The sequence below is a fragment of the Cohnella rhizosphaerae genome (genome assembly GCF_029525575.1).
Taxonomy (GTDB): domain Bacteria; phylum Bacillota; class Bacilli; order Paenibacillales; family Paenibacillaceae; genus Cohnella; species Cohnella rhizosphaerae.
The window spans coordinates 880,772-898,640 of sequence record NZ_JAPDIA010000003.1 but is presented as its reverse complement, the minus strand read 5'-3'; the positions used below and the strand labels follow the sequence as shown (position 1 = coordinate 898,640).

Genomic DNA, 17,869 nt, shown 5'->3' with positions numbered 1-17,869 from the left:
TTTATCTGATTATTCTAAATAGACTATCTTTTTAACGCAGAGCTGTGATAGAATGCAGGTACAGGAAAGGAGGTGCGTCAACATTAGTTCCCATATGTTGAACGTATCCCTTACCCGATCCAGTCTCTAATCCGGCTGGAGGCGCGGGATACGGTTCAATCAAGCAGCGCCGCTCGGGTACGAGAGACCGTCTTCGGACGGTCTCTTTGTTTGTGTTCGATGCTTCTGGCGGCGCTTTACGCATCCTATCCGCGCGCAAGCCGGCGATAAGGCGCATGAACGCTGCGGGGCACAATATCCGCGTCCAGATAGGCGGCCAGGCCCGCGACGCCCGCCTCCATCATCCGGCGATGATTGCGGACGAAGACGGGACGCAGAAGCGGCGCAAGCGCGCGCATCCAACCGCGTTTCGTTTCCAGCTCCATCAGGCAGTGAACCTCCGTCGCGCGTCCGGCGCCGTGCAGCCGAACGACGGCATGCCCTTCCAAATCGCCCTCGACCCGCAGCGCCACGACGGTCGGCGGCCGGCTCTCGACGACGGATACGCGCAGCTTGAGCGCATAAAGCGGACCGGGACGGAACTCGGACGCATAAATGCTGCCCGAACCCTCGCCCCATTCGTCCGTCGCGATCCGTTCGATCTTGACGTTCGGCCACCAGTCGTCGTACCGGAAGTCGGCGATCAGCGCCCACAGCCGTTCCTTATCCCGATTCACGCGCCATGCATGCGCGAACCGATAGATCGAATCGCTCATACGCACCTCCTGCAAGCGGGTCATATCATGGATATTTAACCACTTTAGCCGAAGATGCCTCTCTGGCGTAGAAGCGCTCCGCGATTGCGCAAGCCGTTTAATCCCGACATCGGCGTCGCATCGGACGTTTCCGTCAGGAAAGCCGGCCGCATTATTCCGTCTGAACTTTAGGGTCGATTGCCTCGCGCGGCCGTTCCGTCAGGCGTCCGAACCTTTGAAGGCTGCCGCCGCAAGCGGCAGCTCGAAGACGAAGCGCGTTCCCTCTCCGACAGTCGACGTCACGGCGATCGTCCCGCCCATCATATCGATGAGATCCTTGCAGATCGCGAGGCCAAGCCCCGTCCCCTCGTGCCGCTTGGCGCGGCCGTTCTTCGCCTGGTAGAAAGGCTGGAACAGATGCGCGAGCTCCTCGTCCGGAATGCCGATGCCGGTATCCCGGACCTCGAAGCGGACGCGCCGACAGGCCTCCGCCGTTTCGAGGTCCGCAGGTTGCACCGCGAGCTCGATCGCCCCTTTGGCCGTGAACTTCACCGCGTTGCCGACCAGGTTGATCAACACCTGGCAGATACGCTGCTCGTCCCCAAGCACCGCATCGGGCAGACCCTCGTCGATGACGCACGCGAGCGCAAGTCCCTTTTGCTTGCATTGGGTCTGAAAAAGCATGGCCGTGTCCCTCACGAGCCCGTTCAGACTGAAGGGCGCGATCGACAGCTGCATCTTGCCGGCCTCGAGCTTGGAGTAGTCCAGCACGTCGTTGATCGTCGACAGCAGCAGCGCGCCGCTGCCGTGGATGACCTGCACGAACTCGCGCTGCTCCTCGCTGAGCTCGGTCTCGAGCAGAATCGCGCTCATGCCGATGACGCCGTTCAGCGGCGTACGAATCTCGTGGCTCATGACGGCCAGGAAGTCGCTCTTGACCCGCAGCGCCTCCTCTGCGTCCCGCTTGGCCGCGAGCAGCTCCCGCTCCGTTTTCACGCTGCCGGTGATATCTTTGGATATCGTATATATGTCCTGGACGCGCCCGTTCTCCACCCAGGGCACCATCGTGCAGCTGAGATGGAGCAGATGCCCTTCTTTGTGGCGTACCGTCACTTCGACCGTCCCCGATTCGCCGCGAAGCGCGGCCAGGAAGCAAGCCTTGAGCTGCTCGAATTCCCCGGGATTGACCATCTCGGTGTGGAACCTGCTCGGCAGCTCCGAAGCCGCGTACCCCATGATCCGCTCCGCTGCGGGATTCGCCCTGAGGATGCGCCCGCTCGGATCGTACAGGCAGACCATATCGGGATGATGCTCGAAAATCGAGTCGTATCTTCGCTGGTTGGATGCCGCGATCCGAAGCGCGAGACGCTTGTCCAAAATCTGGCTGGCCATCACCAGCGCGAGAATGAACAGCATGGATCCGCCGATGATAACGGCCAGCAAAGCGTTCCCTGCCTGCATCCGCTCCGCCGTCTCGCGCGCATGCGCCGCTTCGGCTTCGGTTCCGGCGAACGAGACCGCCGCCATCGCGGTATAATGCATGCCGGCGATCCCCGCGCCCAGCAAGAGCGAGAGCAGCATTTTGGCGCCTTGTCCCGGGGCCCGCCCCTTGCGCTGGTTGGCGTGCGACAGCTTAAGCGCGGCGAAGGACACGGCGAACGCGATGACGATCGATGCAGCGACCAGCAGCCAGTCGTAGCGCTGCTCATAGGGCATGCGAATCGCGGCCATGCCGCTGTAATGCATGCCCGCGATGGCGACGCACAGCCAGAAGCTGCCGATCGCCATGGACAGATTGGATGCCAGATTGCGGGCCATCATCCTGAAGGCCGCGTAGGCGGCCAATACGGGCAGCAGGATGGAGATTGCGAGCCACCCCGGATGGTAATGAATGTTAACGGGAAGATGATAAGCCAGCATGCCGATAAAATGCATGGACCATATGCCGAAGCCCATGGCGGTCGAACCGAGCAGCATCCACAAGCGACGATAGCCTCCCCCGAAGCGTCAGCACGCGCTCGTATACGAGCAGGGAGCAGTAGGAGGACAATACGGAAATCAGCACCGATAAAACGACCAACGGCGGATAATAGGTGCCATGGAGCTGTGTCATGGGCTGTCCTTCCCGGGCTGCGCAGCGTCAAGGGCCCAATTATGGTAATTTATTATTTAATATAAGAATGGATTCGCCAAGCGCTAGCTTCAGTCTAGCATACGACAGCGTTTTCAAAAGGAATGGCGAATCCTATTTTTCCGACCTGCCTCGACATTCTTTTTTATAAGTATATAGGAGTATACTCACCTGCGAAAAGACCTACTTTTTCTCAAGCCGGATTTCCTGTAACAACCCGCCTGCCTATGCTACAATACGGGAATCGAAAAAGCGCATATTAATCCGGGCAAACGGGAAGGTTGATCGACTATGCTGATCATCGGCATCGCCGGAGGCACGGGCTCCGGCAAGACGACCGTCGCGCGCTCCGTCATCGAGCGTCTGGGCGCCGGCAAGGTTACATTTATTTCGCAGGACAGCTACTACATGGACTACCCGCATCTGAGCATGGAAGAGCGCGCCAGAATGAACTACGATCATCCGCTCATGTTCGACAACGACCTGCTCGTCGAGCATCTGGGCATGCTGAAGACTGGACGCACGGCCTATGCGCCGGTATACGACTTTGGCTTCTACGGCAGGTCCGCCGACGAGCGGGAGGCGCTGCTCCCCAATCCGATCGTCATTCTCGAAGGGCTTCACGTGCTGTACGAGGAAAAGCTGCGGCAGCTGCTCGACATCAAAGTGTTCGTCGACACGGATCCCGACGTGCGCATCCTGCGGCGAGTGGTGCGCGACATCGAGGAGCGCGGGCGGACGATCCAGTCGGTGTACCGCCAGTACATGGAGACGGTCAAGCCGATGCACGAGGCGTTCATCGAGCCGTCCAAGAAGTACGCGGACCTGATCCTGCCCGAAGGCGGGCACAACCAGGTCGGCATCGAACTGCTCACGGTGCTCACGGAGAAATACTTGGACGGCGCTCCTCGCCGTTCTTGAACCTTGCGGGCTGCGCGCGGCCCCGTCGCCTGGATTGGCGCAAAGCGAAAACAGCCCCTTGCCTGAAGTCGCGTCCGAGCGAACGGAACTCGTTTGCTCGGGCGCGCTTAGGTTGAGAGGCTGTTTTTTTTGCAGGTTATCCCGGGGAAGGCGCTACTGCGCGCCGAACAGGACGATCGCCGCGGAGGACGAGGAGAATTCGGCCTCGATGACCGCCCGGCCGGACGCGTCCCACGAGACGCGAACCCCTTCGGTATGCCAGACGGGCCGCGCCGGCTTGCCCTTGGTGGCGTAACTATAGGTTCCGGGCGTTGCGGAGAAAAGCGCGACGAGACCGCGTCCGCTCATCGCGGACAGCTTCTCGTGCGCTTCCGCCGCCCCGCCGATCTCCCCCCTCGCGGACCGGATCGCTGTCCGCAATATCGTCGCGTACTTGCTTGTAGCGGTCCAGCGTCTCGCGTATGAATTCGCGGTCCGCTCGCGACAGCGCCGGCAAATCGCCCCACAGGCCGTTATGGCCGAGCATGAGCGAGGCAAGGGAGATGAGCTGGTTGTCCCGCGGCGCATCCGGCAAATAATGCGCAAGGAACAGCGTCGACGGCAGCCAGCGATCGTAGGCGAGCGGACGGCGGCAGATCCAGCCTCGCGCGGGACCGGGATGAAAAAACAGATTCCAGTTGTCCCGCTCCCGGTCGATCGGCACATCGTAATTAAAGTAATACGGACCGTTGTTCACCAGAAAGTACTTGCCGGAGCCCAGAAATGCCAGCCCCATCGCGCGGCCTCCCTCGGTCACGTCGAAGTCGACGATCGCCTGCGGGCATGCCGCGCACAGCCGATCGACAATGCGCGCCATCGCCTGCACCTGCTGGAACGCGTAGCTCTCCCGCCGTTCCAGGCGGGTATGTCCCGCGTCGCCGTGATCGTGCCCGGGCGCGTCGCAGCCGTACTGCGCGATCGCGTCCCATTTGAAATACCGGACGCCGTAATCCCGGGCCAGCCGAATCAGCTCCCCGGCGAACGCGTCCGCATACCGGCTCGCGAGGCAAAGCGGCACGCTCGCCTCCGTCTCCCACACCTCGGCCGGCTCGGCCTCCCGGCCTTCCTCCGACATGACGCAGTCCCGATGGGCGGCGAGCATCTCGCTGCCGAGCGCGGCCACCGTCGGGTTGAACCACAGCCCAAGCTTCATGCCGTAGCCGTCAAGCCGCGTCCTGACCTCGCGCAGATCGTCGGGGAAGCGCTGCGGATCCGCCCGCCAGTCGCCGGTCCGGCCGTACCAGCCCGTATCGAGGACGTATACCTCCACGCCCAGCTCGTGCGCGGCGTCGATATCGAGCAGCGTCCGCTTGAGGCGCATCGGGTCCAGATACTTGCCGCCCTGCTCGTTGCGGACGCGCTCTTGATAATTCCAGGTGTTATAGAAAATATAGGGCCGGCGGCTCTCCGCATTTTCCGACCAGTGCCGCAGGGCGAAGCGGCGGTAATGCGAAGCGAGCGCGTCTTCGTCTCCCTCGATCGCAGCCGCTTGCATCCATACCGTTCGATAGGGCCGCTCCGGCGTCGGGGCGCTGCCGTCCAGATAATTGCCCTTGACCGCCTCCAGCTCTACCGTACGGTCAGGCCGGAGCCGGTACTGAATGAAGGCGTCCGGGTACTGGGAGCCATGCTCGTAAGCGAGCAGCAGTTGACGGTTCCCGCCTCCCGCGGTCAGCAGCGGCCCCATCAACGTCTCTCCCCGCCTGAAATGCAGCTCGTCCGCCTGGCGCTCGGTCGGGCAATAGCTGTGCACCGGCTCCACGAATTCGGACAGCCGCCGCTCGACCGTAAGGTCGCAGCCGTCGAGCGACGCCGAGAGGTAGCGCAGCCGGTCGCTGCCGGTACGCTTCGTCAACCGCGCGCCGTCCCGCGACGCCAGCTCGTAACGGAAGCGGACGACGGGATTGCCGCCGTCCGCCACGCGCACGATCCAATGCAGCTCGGTCCCCGGCGCGTCGCGCAGCGGTCCGCCTACCCGGTATTCGGTGACGCCGCACGTCAGCGTCCGGCGCGGCGCAGTCTCCGCGAGCGTGGCGAGCGCGCCGGACACCATCCGCCCTTCCAGCTCGAACGACGGACTGCCGAACGTCCAGCCCGCTGCGTTTCCGCCCGTATATTCGATCGCCCAGAAGCGTTGGTCGCCGCCATAGCAGACGACTTGCATGCCGGACCGCTCCGGACTGCGCCATGCTTGCTCCTCCGTCATCCCGGCCGCTCCTTCCGTTGCCATGCATAAGGCCCTTCAATCTCAAGCGCGACTTCATAATCGTCCGGGATGTCCGTCTCGATGTGCAGCTTCCCGTCGGCATAGCGCCAGGACATCGCCAGCAGGTCGCCGCCGACAGGCAGCGCGCCCGCGCAAGACAGCAGCCCCGACTGGCCCGGGCGGAGCACGACCGTCCGGCGCAGCGGGTCGACATGGCGGAAGCCGAGCAGGTCGCGATACGCGACATGGACGACGTGACTGACGAAGCCGTGGCTGCAGCTGGCGATCGGCTCGTCCTGCTCCCACAGCGTGCCGGTGGCACTCGCCATCCCGCCCAGCAGCTCGGGCAGCTCGGCCGCGATGACGTCGGCCCGGCCCGCGGCGGACAGCGCCTCAAGGCGCAGCATGTTGCCGATGAGCTGGTTCGTCGGCGCGACGCCCGGCGCGCGCCCGCTCTCGATACCGCGGCGGCGCGGCCCAAGACGCTCCACAAGCGTGCGCCACAGCTCCGGGTAAGTATCCGGCTCCGCGATGCCGAAGCAGAAGGCGTAGTACTGGCACGCCTCCGACACGTGGCCGGTCTCGATCCGCAAGCCTTCCGCGGTCCGCACGGCATGATCCGCGAAGTATTCGCCCGTAAAGGATTGGGACCGCACCGCGGTCCGCACCGCTTCGGCCTGACGCAGCCAGTCGCCGGAGCCGTACAGCCGGCCCGCCGCCTCGAGCGCTGCCGCATACAGCATGTTGGTCGGATAGCTCACATCCTGCACCCACTCGCGCGCCGGCGACCAGTCGACGAAGATCCAGCCGTCCAGCCGCTCCAGCAGTCCGTCCGCGTTGCGGAAGGGCTCGAAGTACCGCATCAGCGACGCGACGCGCGGCCTCAGGCGCGCCAGCATGTCCGCATCGCCGCTGCGCGCGGCGTATTCGCCCAGCTGAAGGACGAACCACAGCCCCCAGTTCGGAATAAAATTGCCGTCGAAGTGGTCGGCCGGGTAACACATCGGCACCATGCCTTCGGGGAGATGGGCGAAGCGTTCGGGCAGCGCGTAATTTTCCAGAAACAGCCGTTCGTATAACGTCGTGCCGCTCAGCGCCGCCGCCGTGCGCGCCATAAAAAAGCTGTCGCACAGCCAGCCCGCGCGCTCCCGCGACGGGCAGTCCATGAAGACGTCGACCGCATTCTGCCTGTAGGTCTCGATGCCCGCCGCGACGATCGCGTCGAGCGCCGGATCGCCGCTCGCGAACGAGCCCCGGACGGCGTCGCCGCACGCGTATTCCCGAACGCCGATGCCGCGGATATCGGCCGATCCCTCCCAGACGAGCAGCTTCAGATAACGGAGCGAGTACGGTTCTATCGTCTCCAGGCTGTGAACGCCCGGCCCCAGCTCGTAGGCGACGGCGTTGACGGCATCCAGCCGCAGGAAGTCGACCTCGCCGCCGCTCAGCACCTCGTCGAACATCAGATACAATCGCGCCGGTTCCGCGCAGACGACCTCGGCCTGAATGAAGCCTGCGGCGACGCGGCCGAAGTCCACGATGCGGTAGCTCCGCGCTTCGAGCCTCAGCGCAGCGTCCGGCACGTAAGGCCGCTCACCGACGCGCCGCTCGGTCGTGAAGGCCTCCTGCAGCAGCAGCGACGGGACGGTCCCCAGCTCGGCCTCGGGATAGCCGAGGTAAAGCGGACCGACGCCCGTCAGCGACCGGTCCTTGCGGTAGCCGTCGGGCGGCAGGCGATGCGCCACGGCGCCGGATTCGCATACGGAGAGCGGCTGCAGCGTTGGAAAAGCCGGCAGCGGCACGCCCCTGGGCAGCGCCAGCCGGCCTGATACGCGAGCCCAATCCGCCCTTGCACCCGGAGCGGCGGCCGCCGAGGATCGCCAGTCCGCCGCGTCTGCCTGCAGCCGGTACGCCTCCGTGAAGGCTCGCTGGAAGCTGTACCGCTGCGTCCGGCGCAGCCGCTCACGCAGTTCGCCGGCCTCAAAGCCCCGCTCGCCGTCCGCTCCCGTCCAGCAGAGCGGGCGGCCGTCCGACGTCAGCAGCTCCGCCTGCAGGAACGAAGGCTCCGCCAGCGTATAAAAGCTGTTTACGTTATAGCCGGCGACCTCGATCGCGACGATCGTCTCTTCCTCCGCCCCGTCTCCCGAAAGCGCCCATTCGTCGACGCGGCAATACCCGTGAGGCGCGGCCGCCGGACCGTGGCCCACGAACCGCCCGTTCGCATAGCAGCGGTAGATCGACGCGGCGGCGATCCGCAGCCGCGCCCCCCCGCCCGACAGGCGCGGCGACGCGGGCTCTGAAGCCTGCCGTTACATTCATCGTGTCGTCGAGCCCCGACAACCAGACGGGCTCGGCGCGTTCAAAAGCAAATCTTTCCATCGTCGCTCTCCCTTCCGTCGTCTCACCCTTTGATCGCGCCGGCCGTCATCTCCTCGATGATGAACCGCTGACCGACGGCGTACACGAGCAGTACGGGGGCCATCGCGATCAGCAGGTCGGCGAAGACGTAATTCCAGTCGGTGCCGAACTTCGACTTGAACATGTAGACGGACATCGGGATCGTCCACATGTCGGAGCTGCCGAGCAGGTAGAGCGGCCATTGAAAGTCGTTCCAGACGCCGAGAAAAACGAATACGGTCGCCGTCGTAATCGAGGGCAGCAGCAGCGGCAGGATGATCCGTATGAAAAGGCCGAAGCCCCGCGCCCCGTCGACGAAGGCGGATTCGTCGATCTCGCGCGGGATCGCCTTGACGAAGCCGGTCATCATGAGCAGAATGAACGGCGTCTGCAGCGCCGCGTACAGCAGGATGACGCCCAGAAATTGATTGTTCAGGTGCAGCGACTGCATCAGCTTGACGGTCGGGATGATCGAGGGCGGCGCGATCAGTCCCGCCAGGAACAGCGTATAAATGACCGCGATAAGCCTTCCCGACCGCCGGGCCGCGATAAACGCGCCCATGACGCCTATGGAGATAGACAATACGACGGAGCCGGTCGTGACGATCGCGCTGTTGGTCAGCCCCCGCAGCATCCGGCCCTGCTCGAATACGACCTTGAAGTTGCTCCAATGCCAGGCGTCGGGCAGCTCGAGCCGCATGAGCGCCGCCTGCTGCGCGTCCTTGACCGCGCTGAGCAAGATGAACAGCAGCGGAACGACGACAATGAGGCTGAGCGCCAGCAGCAGGACCAGCCTGAGCGCCGTGAGCGCGCCGCTCATCCTCATAGCTGAACCTCCCTTCGGCGCAGCAGGTGCAGCGCGTAGAAGGAGATGACGGCGATGACGAGGAACAGACAGACGTTGGCCGCCGTACCGTAAGCGTACAGGCCGTCCGAGAACCGGTCGAAGATGTACGTGTTGACGACCTCCGTCGCGTCGCCCGGGCCGCCGCTCGTCAGCGCGAACACGATCTCGAATACTTTAAGCGAGCCGATCAGGCTCAGAATGACGTTAATGGTGAACGAAGGCGCGAGCAGCGGAAATATCACGTAGCGCACGAGCTTCAGGTAGCCGCTGCCGTCGATGATCGACGCTTCGATCAGCTCCTTGGGAATGACCAGGATGCCGGCGATGTAGATCGCCATCGCGAAGCCGGCATACTGCCAGACGTTGGCGACGGAGATGGCGTACAGCGCCACGTCGGCGTTGCCCAGCCAGTCCGTCGTCGCGAACCCGAGACCGACGAAGCGCAGCAGCTCGTTCAGGATCCCCTCCGGCCGGTAGATGGCGGAGAAGACATACCCTATGACGAGCGTACTGAGCACGCAGGGCAGGAAAAAGACCGTGCGGAACGCGTTGCGGCCCGGCACCCTGGTCGTCAGGATCAGGGCCAGACCGAGGCCCAGACCGTTCTGGAAGACGGTGACGATGGCGGCGTAGACGAGCGTGTGCCGGACGGCGTTGACGAGATCCCCCGCCGCCAGCAGATCGCGGTATTGCTGCAGGCCGACGAAGCGGATGCTTTCTTTGTAGATGTTCCAGTCCGTCAGCGAATAGTAGAAGCCCGACAGCGTCGGATAAATGTAGAGCGCTCCGTAGACGGCCAGCACGGGCAGCAGCAGCCATAGGGGGTACATTTTTTTTGATGTGCATGCGGTGTCAGCTCCCTCCTGCCCGGCCGGCGCGCCGGCCGGGCCCACCCGCTTACCAGCCCGCGAGACCCGCCGCCTTGGCGGCGGTGTCGATATTTTTCTGCAGCGCCTTGGCGACTTCGGCCGCCGTCTTGTCGCCGCCGTACAGCGCCTGCAGCTCCTTCGTGTAGTCGCCGACCGACACGGCCGTCAGTCCGTTGAAGAACGGCGCGGCGCGCCCGGCTTCGACGACCGGCTGCAGATCGGCCGTGCCTCCGTTCAACGCGGCCTCCACGCCGAGCCAGCTCGGCATCGTCTTGGCGGCGTCATAATACGTTTTGAGCGTTTCAGGCTCCGCGATATAGGCAAGCAGATCCTTGGCCTGCTCGACGTTCTTGGAATTCTTGAATGCAAAAGCCGCCTGCGGATCGCTGATGCCGACGTAGCTGTCCGCCTCGAACGGCTGCGGGAACATGCCGACCGGCGCGTCCGGGTACTTGGCCAACAGCGTCGGCAGCGCCCAGTCCGCGTTGATGACCATGGCCGACTTGCCGGTGGCCAGCTCGTCGAGCGACAGATCGTACGTGCCTGAGAACAAGTTTTTGTTCGCATAGCCCTTTTTCACGAGATCCGCCTGCTTCTGCAGCATATCCACGAACTCGGGGATCTGGTCGAACGTCGTCTGGTGCGCGTTGATCTTGTCCATCAGGTCGGGCTGCTTGGCGAGCAGATTGGCGAACCCGCTGAAGGTGAATACCTGGAGCGGCCAGCCGTCCTTCCCCGCCTCGTAGAAGGGGGGTGATGCCCGCGGCCTTGATCTTCTCGGCGTCTGCGAGCAGCTCGTCGTACGTGCGGGGCACGGACAGGCCGAGGTCGGCAAATACTTTTTTTGTTGTAGAGGACGCCCGACACGTTCATCCCGCTCGTCGGAATGCCGTACACCTTGCCGCCGTCCTGCAGGTAATATTTCAAAATGGTCGGATTGATCCGCGAAATGTAGGATTCGCCCGACAAATCGACGAGGTTTTTTTCCGGATTGAGCTTTTTTGATGGCGCTGCTCTGGCTGAAGAAAAAGAGGACGTCGGGGATGTCTTCGGTCGCGATCTTGGTCAGCACCATCTGCTCGAAGTTGTCGGATACGATCTGCAGATCGACCTTGTTGCCGCTTTTCTCCTCGTAGCCCTTCATGATTTGTTCCCAGGGTCCGCCTTTGGCCCAATCGGCGTGCATAATGACGGACAGCGTCACCGGCTTGGCGGCGGGGGCCGTCTCCGACGGCTTGGCGGAAGCGCTTGCCGAAGCGGACGGCGAAGGGGATGCGGACGAGGAAGGCGAGCCGCCGCTGCCGCTCTCGCCTCCTCCGCAGGCTGCGAGCGCTGCGGCCATGAGCACGGACACGGCCGCGGTCAGGCCGGACTTGATCTGTTTTGCATGCATAAGGTTGACCCTCCAGAGTTGAATGATGGCAGCATGTGTGCCGTATTCCTAACGATAATGAAGCCGCCCCGTCATGGAAATGGAAAATGTGCAGGTGGCGGCCTGTAAAATTCCTAGATCGGCGCCGCCGCGCGACCGTCGGTGCTATACTGCTAGCAAGAGGTGGAGTCATGCTAAGCCGGCTGAGCATACGGGGCAAGCTGTTTCTGGCGTTTACGCTGTGCGTCAACATCATCATCGGATTGCTCAGCTACTTATACTATCGACAGACGGCGGACGTCATCTACCTGCGCAACCGGGAGGCGACCCAGCAGATGCTGTACAGGTTCGTCACGTCCATCGACCGGATGTACAAGGACCTTGACCGGATTTCCGCGCAGATCTTGTACAACAACGATATTGCCGCCTATTTTTCGCCCCCCGAGCCGGACTTCGACAGCTCTTACGCCGCCTTCGTCAAAGTGCAGAAGCTGACGAATCTGCTCGAATACTTCAACGGACCGCAGATGACGGCCAAGCGCATTCTCGTCTTCAACCTGAACGGCGACTATATCGATTACGGCTTGAACTGGGACACGTATCCAAGTTTACGGGAGCGCTTCCACCAGTCGTCTTGGATCGAAGATACGCTGGCGCTCGGCGGCGAGAAGCTGCTCGTGCCGCCCCGGCCGACGGAATGGCAGACGACGTCGGAGGTTGTCTTCTCGGTCGCCCGGCGTCTGAACGCGCATACGCTGATCGAGGTTCAGCAGCCCTATGCGCTGCTCGAGCAGACGCTGACCGAGGGGCGGGATGCCGCCGAAGCCAGCCTGTTTATTTACGATGACGACGGGCGCATCTTCTATCCCTACGGCGCTGCGCGCATCCCGTTCGACGGCCGGGCGTTCGCAGGCGGGGCGGACGGCAGCGAGATCCGGCGTTTCGATACCGGAGAGACGAACGTCGCCAACCAGACCCGTTCCTCGTATACCGGCCTGAGTGTCGCCCTACTGCAGCCAAAGGAAGCGCTGCTGAGGCCCATTCAGCGGCTCCATCAGCTCAGCATCGTCATCATAGGCGCGGCGGAGCTGCTCGCGCTGGCGCTCTCCTACGCGATCGCGCGCACGATCACGTCGCCGATCTTCCGGCTGCAGCGGTACGTGCGCAGCGTAGAACTCGACTCCCATCCCGCGACGCCGGCGCCTCGCGCGTTCGCGTACTCCCGCGAGGTGAACGACCTGTACGAGACCTTCGTCAAGATGACGCAGCGGCTGCACCGATCCATGAACGAGCTCATCGACCTTCGCAGTCGCGAGAGCACGGCGCAGATCCAGGCGCTCTATGCGCAGACGAACCCGCACTTTCTTTACAACACGCTCACTTCGATCGGCCGGCATGCAGAAGAGGCGAACGATCGCGACGTCGCGGAGATGTGCTACGCGCTCACTCAGATGCTGCGCTACAGCAGCGTCGCGCCGGCCGCCCCCGTCGCCGTGCGCGAGGAGCTGGCCAACGCCCGCGCCTACTTGGAGCTCATGAAGCTTCGCTACGAATTCCAGCTGCAATTCGATATCGCGCTCGACCCGCTTCTGGCCGAAGAGCCGATGCCCAAGCTGATCGTGCAGCCCTTTCTGGAAAATTGCTTCGCCCACGCCTTCAGGCAGGTCGAGCCCCCCCGTGGCATATATCCGTCGCCGTCCGCGCGAGGCAGGACGAGCCCGGCTGCTGGGAGCTGTCGATCGCGGACAACGGCGCCGGCATCGGCGACGAGACGCTGGCCGCCGTGCGCCGGCGGATCGAGACGCTGCGCGCGGACGGGGACGGCGAGCTCTCGCAGATCACCTCGCGCGGTCTCGGCCATGTCGGCATCGAGAATACGCTGGCGCGCTGCCGGCTGTTCTGGGGCGACCGGGTCCGCTTTAACGTCGGCCGACTGCCCGAGGGCACCGAGATTGTCATCATCGTCCGCAAGGAGGAATGCGACTGATGTTCCGCGTCGTGATCGTCGAAGACGAGCCGCCCATTTTGCGCAGCATCAAGGAGAAAATCGCCGCCATCGATCCCGACTTCAAGGTCGTCGGCGAGTACTATAACGGCGCGGCGGCGCTGCTCGAGATGGATATCGTGCAGCCGCACGTGCTGATCACCGACCTGCACATGCCCGTCATGGACGGAGAAGCGCTGCTCGAACGCGTGCGCGAGCGGTACCCGGACATGCTCTGCGTCATCCTCACCGGCTACCAGCAGTTCGAGTACGCGCGCATGGCGGTCCGCATGGGCGTCGTCGACTACTTGCTGAAGCCGCCTACCGAGGCTACGATCGGCGAACTGCTGGTCTCGCTCCGCAGGCGGCTGCTGCAAAACCAGACGCTGGTCGAGTCGTTTATTTTGCAGCGTCTGCTGCTGCCCCATTCGTCCGTCGCCCATGCGGACGCGGAGCTGGAACGGTATGCGCGGGAGTACTTCTACCACGCCAGCTATATGCTGCTGTACGCCTGGCTGCCTCCCGAGCTGGAGCGGGACTTCCCGGCAGCGCAGCTGCGGAACGCCGCGGAGGCATGGCTGCAGGACGGCGAGCGATGCTACGCGCTCGCCGCTCCGTCGCACGAGTGCATCCTGCTGCTCGGCGTGCACGAGCTTGGCGGGACGCGGCTGGGCGCCTGGGCGGCGGCCGGCGGGCCGGGCGGTCCGGACTCGGCCGCCGTGCTGGCGATCCCGCTCCGCAGCGGCGGCATCGCCGGCGTGCCCGGCGCGCTCCAGCTGGCCCGGCGGGCGGCGCCGCAGCTCAGCCGCATGGCCGGCGCGGCGTTCGCCGTCCTCTCTCCGGGCGAGGGGGCGGGCGAGCCGCCGCGGGCGGAGCTTCCGGCCGCAGCCGTGTCGCACATGGCCGCCTTTGTGCGCAAGCGCAGGAAACCGGAGTTCATGCAGGCGCTGACGGCGGCGATCGGCGACATCGGGCTGGGCAGTCTGCCTCGCTCGACATGGATTCGAACGCTTCAGCGCCTCGCGCGCGAGCTTACGCCTCATGCGGGCGCCGCGGAGACCGAAGGCGTCCCGGAGCGGATGGAAAATGAGATCGCCCAGGCGATATGGGGGGCGGCGCAGCCGGAGATCGCGCTGGCGCATCTAACGCGGATATTCGGACGGCTGTGCGAGGAGGATGGCTCCGACGAGGAGAGCGCCGGATGGCCCGAGGAGGTCGAGGCATACTTGAAGGCGAACTTCACCTCCAATCTGTCGCTCGCGGACCTCGCGGAGCGTTTCGGTCTGAACCCCTCTTATCTGAGCTTCGTATTCAAAAGCAAACGGGGCAAGTCGCCGGGCGATTACCTGATCGAGCTGCGGATCGAAGAAGCGAAGCGGCTCATCCGCGAGTTTCCCCGGCTGCTGTTCAAGGACATCGCGGAGCAGGTCGGTTACCCCGATCCGTATTACTTCAGCAAGCTGTTCAAGCAATGGGCCGGCATGACGCCTACGGAGTACAAGCGGGGTCAGCGCTTCGACTAGCTGCGCCCCGGCTTTGGCAGGTATGTCCGGTCCGCGAAGTGTGCCGCTTAGCGTCACGCGGAGGGTGCCGCGGAGGGCGCCCCTAAAGGTGCCGCGGAATGTGCAGCGGTTACCGCGCCGGGCAAGCCTGCGAATTTTACAAGCCGTATGCTGAGATTCGTCCATTTCGTTCTCCCTCCCTCGGGTGTAAGCTTCTCGTGGTAACGCTTACAACAATTTCGAGGAGGCAATGACGTGCGAAAAAAGCTATGGTACGGCCTGATGGCATGGCTATTGACGGCGGGGCTGGCGCTCGCGGCAGGACCGCAAGCGGCGGATGCCGCCGGCAACGGGTTTAAGGATACGTTCTCCGGCGGCGCAGGCGGCTGGAAGGCCGCATCGGGGTCCTGGTCCGCCGCAGGAGACGAGTACGTGCAGAGCGCGACGGCGAACGGCACCTACTGGACCTCGATCGCAGGCAAGCGTTGGGGCGACGCCACCTACGAGCTGGATCTGAAGCTGCTCGACAACGGCGGCAGCAGCCTGAGCTGGGCCGGCCTGCAGTTCAAAAAAATGGGCCAGGACGACGGTCCGTTCGATAGCGGCATGCTGCTGTACGTGCGGGCGAACGGCACCATCGAACTGTACAAGGTGAACAAGGTGCTCATGTCGGCCGCCACCGGCCTCTCCTTCGGCACCTACCGCCACCTGAAGGTCGTCAACAACGCCCACAACATCAAAGTGTACGTCAACAACGAGACGACCCCGCGTATCGACTATACCGATTCGACCTTCGCCAGCGGGTATGCCGGACTTGCGGCGAGTACGAGCAGTTGGGCGTTCGACAACGTGAGCGTGTCGGGACCCGATCTGCCTTACACGATCAACGTCGGCAGCCCGAACCTGCTTTACGCGGACGCGCAGATGCCGATCACGATGGACGCATCGTTCGCCACGCTGCGGGAGAGCGCGAGCGCGATGCATTTTTACCATGCCGAGTTCCTCCAGCATCTGAAAGGCCCGCTGGACGCTCCGTTCCAAACTTACGTGTCGGCGGGCGGCAGCAATTTGATCGATAAAAACGGCTTCGGCGCCGGCTACAGCGCCTATAAGATCTGGATTATGAACATGTACGAGATCGCACCCGGCGAGCTGCTTGGATTCACGCACAACGAGGCATGGTCGACGCCGCAGCCGACGGGCTTGCCTACGAACTTCAGTCTCGGCATCGTCTACTCGACCGACGGCGGCGCGACATGGGAATACTGCGGCGAGATCGTGCGGCCGAAAAATACGGGCGTCAACATCGGCGGCGTCCCCTATATCGTCCGCAACGGCGAATTTTACGTGTACTTCAACGACGGCATTTACGGAGAAGGGGACGGCATGGGCTATCCGCGACATGTCGCCGTTGCCAAGGCGAACGTACAGGACGTCGTGAATGCGGCACGCAATCTGCAGACGACGACCTGGACGAAATACGTCAACGGAAGCTGGACCGGAAACGCCGTGACGAGCGTCGGCAGCGCCGTCCTCGACAACACCTACCTGTACGAAGACGTGCACTCGGACGCTGCATACAGCACCGCGCTCGGTAAGTATCTGATGACCGTGCAGACGCACCAATCGAGCCGGCTTAATCTCTACTCCTCCTCCGACGGCGTCGTCTGGAGCATGGAAGCCGCGCTGGACGTCGCGGCTCCGGGCTCGGTCATGCAGCCCTATTCGACCTTCGTGGATTACGAAGGCGGGACCAACGACGGCCGCGAGGTCGACGGCGCGTTTTCCATTCTGTATCCGCGCAAAACCTGGGGCAACTACGAGCACGACGACCTGTATCGGCGCTCGATTACGATCTCGGCCGATCAGGCCGACCGATACTCCGCATCCGGGGGCTACGGCCAGACGCAAGGCGCGAACGGCTGGTCCTATGAGCAATGGGACGGCTCCGCTTACAGCAATATGACATGGGACGCCGCGAACGGACGCTGGAAGGGCGCGCAGACATACGTGATCGTCGGCGGCGGCTGGCAGCATCCCGACGCGAACGATTCCGTGCGGACATGGACGGCGCCGAAGGCGGGATCGGTCAATGTCTCCGGCGTCGCGCGCAAGGCGGACAACGCGCTGGGCGGGGACGGCGTGCAGGTAAAGATCATGAAAAACAATACGCAAATCTGGCCGGCGAGCGGCTGGCAAGCGATCGGCGCTTCGGACACGAACGGCTTCGCGCACAACCTGACGGTCAGCGTCGCCCAGAACGACAAGATCCGCTTCGTCGTCAATAAAGGCGGTACGATATCGACCGACGCCACCTGGTGGGACCCGACGATTCAATACGATCTTTACGAAGCCTCGAGCGGCTTCAGCCAGACCCAGGGCGCGAACCAGTGGTATTACAAGCAGTGGGACGGCTCCGCCTACAGCGATATGACCTGGGACGCGGCAAACGGACGCTGGAAGGGCGCGCAAACCTATGTCCTCGTCGGCAGCGTCCTTCAGCATCCGGACGCGAACGATTCCGTTCGCGCCTGGCTCGCGCCAAAGGCAGGGAAAATCCGAATCTCCGGCACCGCGAAGAAGGAGCCGGGCAGCGGGGCCGGCGACGGCGTCAACCTGAAAATCATGAAAAACGGGACGCAAATCTGGCCTAGCGTCGGAAGCGCCGCAACGCTGGCCTACAATAATTTTACCGGCCTTTCTCACGATGTCGCCGTATCCGTCTCGGCGGGCGATTATATCTACTTCATCGTCAATAAGCGGAGCAATCTGACTTCGGACGGCACCCTCTGGAACCCCACGATCCAGTATACCGGCTTATAGACGCCGGCTTGTAGAGCGACGGATTGCGAGGCTTTGAACGAGCG

General features: G+C 63.4%; 12 protein-coding genes. 4 read left to right on the top strand and 8 right to left on the bottom strand.

Annotation, left to right across the window (positions count from 1 at the left end; translation table 11 throughout):
• Positions 1-245: 245 nt before the first annotated feature.
• Both OMP40_RS09740 and OMP40_RS09735 read right to left on the bottom strand, forming a co-directional pair.
• Positions 246-755, bottom strand: coding sequence for an SRPBCC family protein (locus OMP40_RS09740; protein WP_277530968.1), 510 nt, complete (start codon positions 753-755; stop codon positions 246-248).
• Positions 756-953: 198 nt separating this feature from the next.
• Positions 954-2,711 (bottom strand): MHYT domain-containing protein, encoded by a 1,758-nt coding sequence (locus OMP40_RS09735; RefSeq protein WP_277533080.1) that lies wholly within the window; start codon positions 2,709-2,711, stop codon positions 954-956.
• Positions 2,712-3,156: 445 nt separating this feature from the next.
• On the opposite strand from OMP40_RS09735, the gene udk reads away from it, so the two are divergent.
• A complete protein-coding gene (udk, locus tag OMP40_RS09730; protein ID WP_277530966.1) occupies positions 3,157-3,786 on the top strand; it encodes a uridine kinase in 630 nt (209 codons plus the stop codon).
• A 153-nt stretch (positions 3,787-3,939) separates the two neighbouring features.
• Here the strand turns inward: udk and OMP40_RS09725 are convergent, their stop codons facing one another.
• The 6 genes from OMP40_RS09725 to OMP40_RS09700 form a co-directional block, all read right to left on the bottom strand.
• On the bottom strand, positions 3,940-4,134 hold the full coding sequence (locus tag OMP40_RS09725; RefSeq protein WP_277530964.1) for a hypothetical protein: 195 nt from the start codon (positions 4,132-4,134) through the stop codon (positions 3,940-3,942).
• The gene (locus OMP40_RS09720) at positions 4,082-6,055 is read right to left on the bottom strand and encodes an alpha-galactosidase (RefSeq protein WP_277530963.1); all 1,974 of its coding nucleotides are present in this window, start codon (positions 6,053-6,055) and stop codon (positions 4,082-4,084) included. The genes OMP40_RS09725 and OMP40_RS09720 overlap by 53 nt, the downstream gene beginning before the upstream one ends.
• The gene (locus tag OMP40_RS09715) at positions 6,028-8,238 is read right to left on the bottom strand and encodes an alpha-L-rhamnosidase-related protein (RefSeq protein WP_277530961.1); all 2,211 of its coding nucleotides are present in this window, start codon (positions 8,236-8,238) and stop codon (positions 6,028-6,030) included. Before OMP40_RS09715 ends, OMP40_RS09720 begins: the two co-directional genes overlap by 28 nt.
• Before the next feature lie 194 nt (positions 8,239-8,432).
• Entirely contained in the window at positions 8,433-9,254 is an 822-nt protein-coding gene (locus tag OMP40_RS09710; RefSeq protein ID WP_277530960.1) for a carbohydrate ABC transporter permease, read from the bottom strand.
• A complete protein-coding gene (locus OMP40_RS09705) occupies positions 9,251-10,105 on the bottom strand; it encodes a carbohydrate ABC transporter permease (RefSeq protein WP_277530958.1) in 855 nt (284 codons plus the stop codon). Before OMP40_RS09705 ends, OMP40_RS09710 begins: the two co-directional genes overlap by 4 nt.
• 67 nt (positions 10,106-10,172) lie before the next feature.
• Complete coding sequence (locus tag OMP40_RS09700) at positions 10,173-11,537, bottom strand: ABC transporter substrate-binding protein (RefSeq protein WP_277530956.1); 1,365 nt, start codon at positions 11,535-11,537, stop codon at positions 10,173-10,175.
• Between the two features lie 170 nt (positions 11,538-11,707).
• Here OMP40_RS09700 and OMP40_RS09695 point away from each other — a divergent pair, with 170 nt between their 5' ends.
• The 3 genes from OMP40_RS09695 (at position 11,708) to OMP40_RS09685 (ending at position 17,825) form a co-directional block, all read left to right on the top strand.
• On the top strand, positions 11,708-13,609 hold the full coding sequence (locus OMP40_RS09695) for a histidine kinase (protein WP_277530955.1): 1,902 nt from the start codon (positions 11,708-11,710) through the stop codon (positions 13,607-13,609).
• Positions 13,503-15,023, top strand: coding sequence for a helix-turn-helix domain-containing protein (locus OMP40_RS09690; protein ID WP_277530953.1), 1,521 nt, complete (start codon positions 13,503-13,505; stop codon positions 15,021-15,023). Before OMP40_RS09695 ends, OMP40_RS09690 begins: the two co-directional genes overlap by 107 nt.
• A 234-nt stretch (positions 15,024-15,257) precedes the next feature.
• Positions 15,258-17,825, top strand: coding sequence for a hypothetical protein (locus tag OMP40_RS09685; RefSeq protein ID WP_277530951.1), 2,568 nt, complete (start codon positions 15,258-15,260; stop codon positions 17,823-17,825).
• The last annotated feature ends 44 nt before the right edge of the window (positions 17,826-17,869 follow it).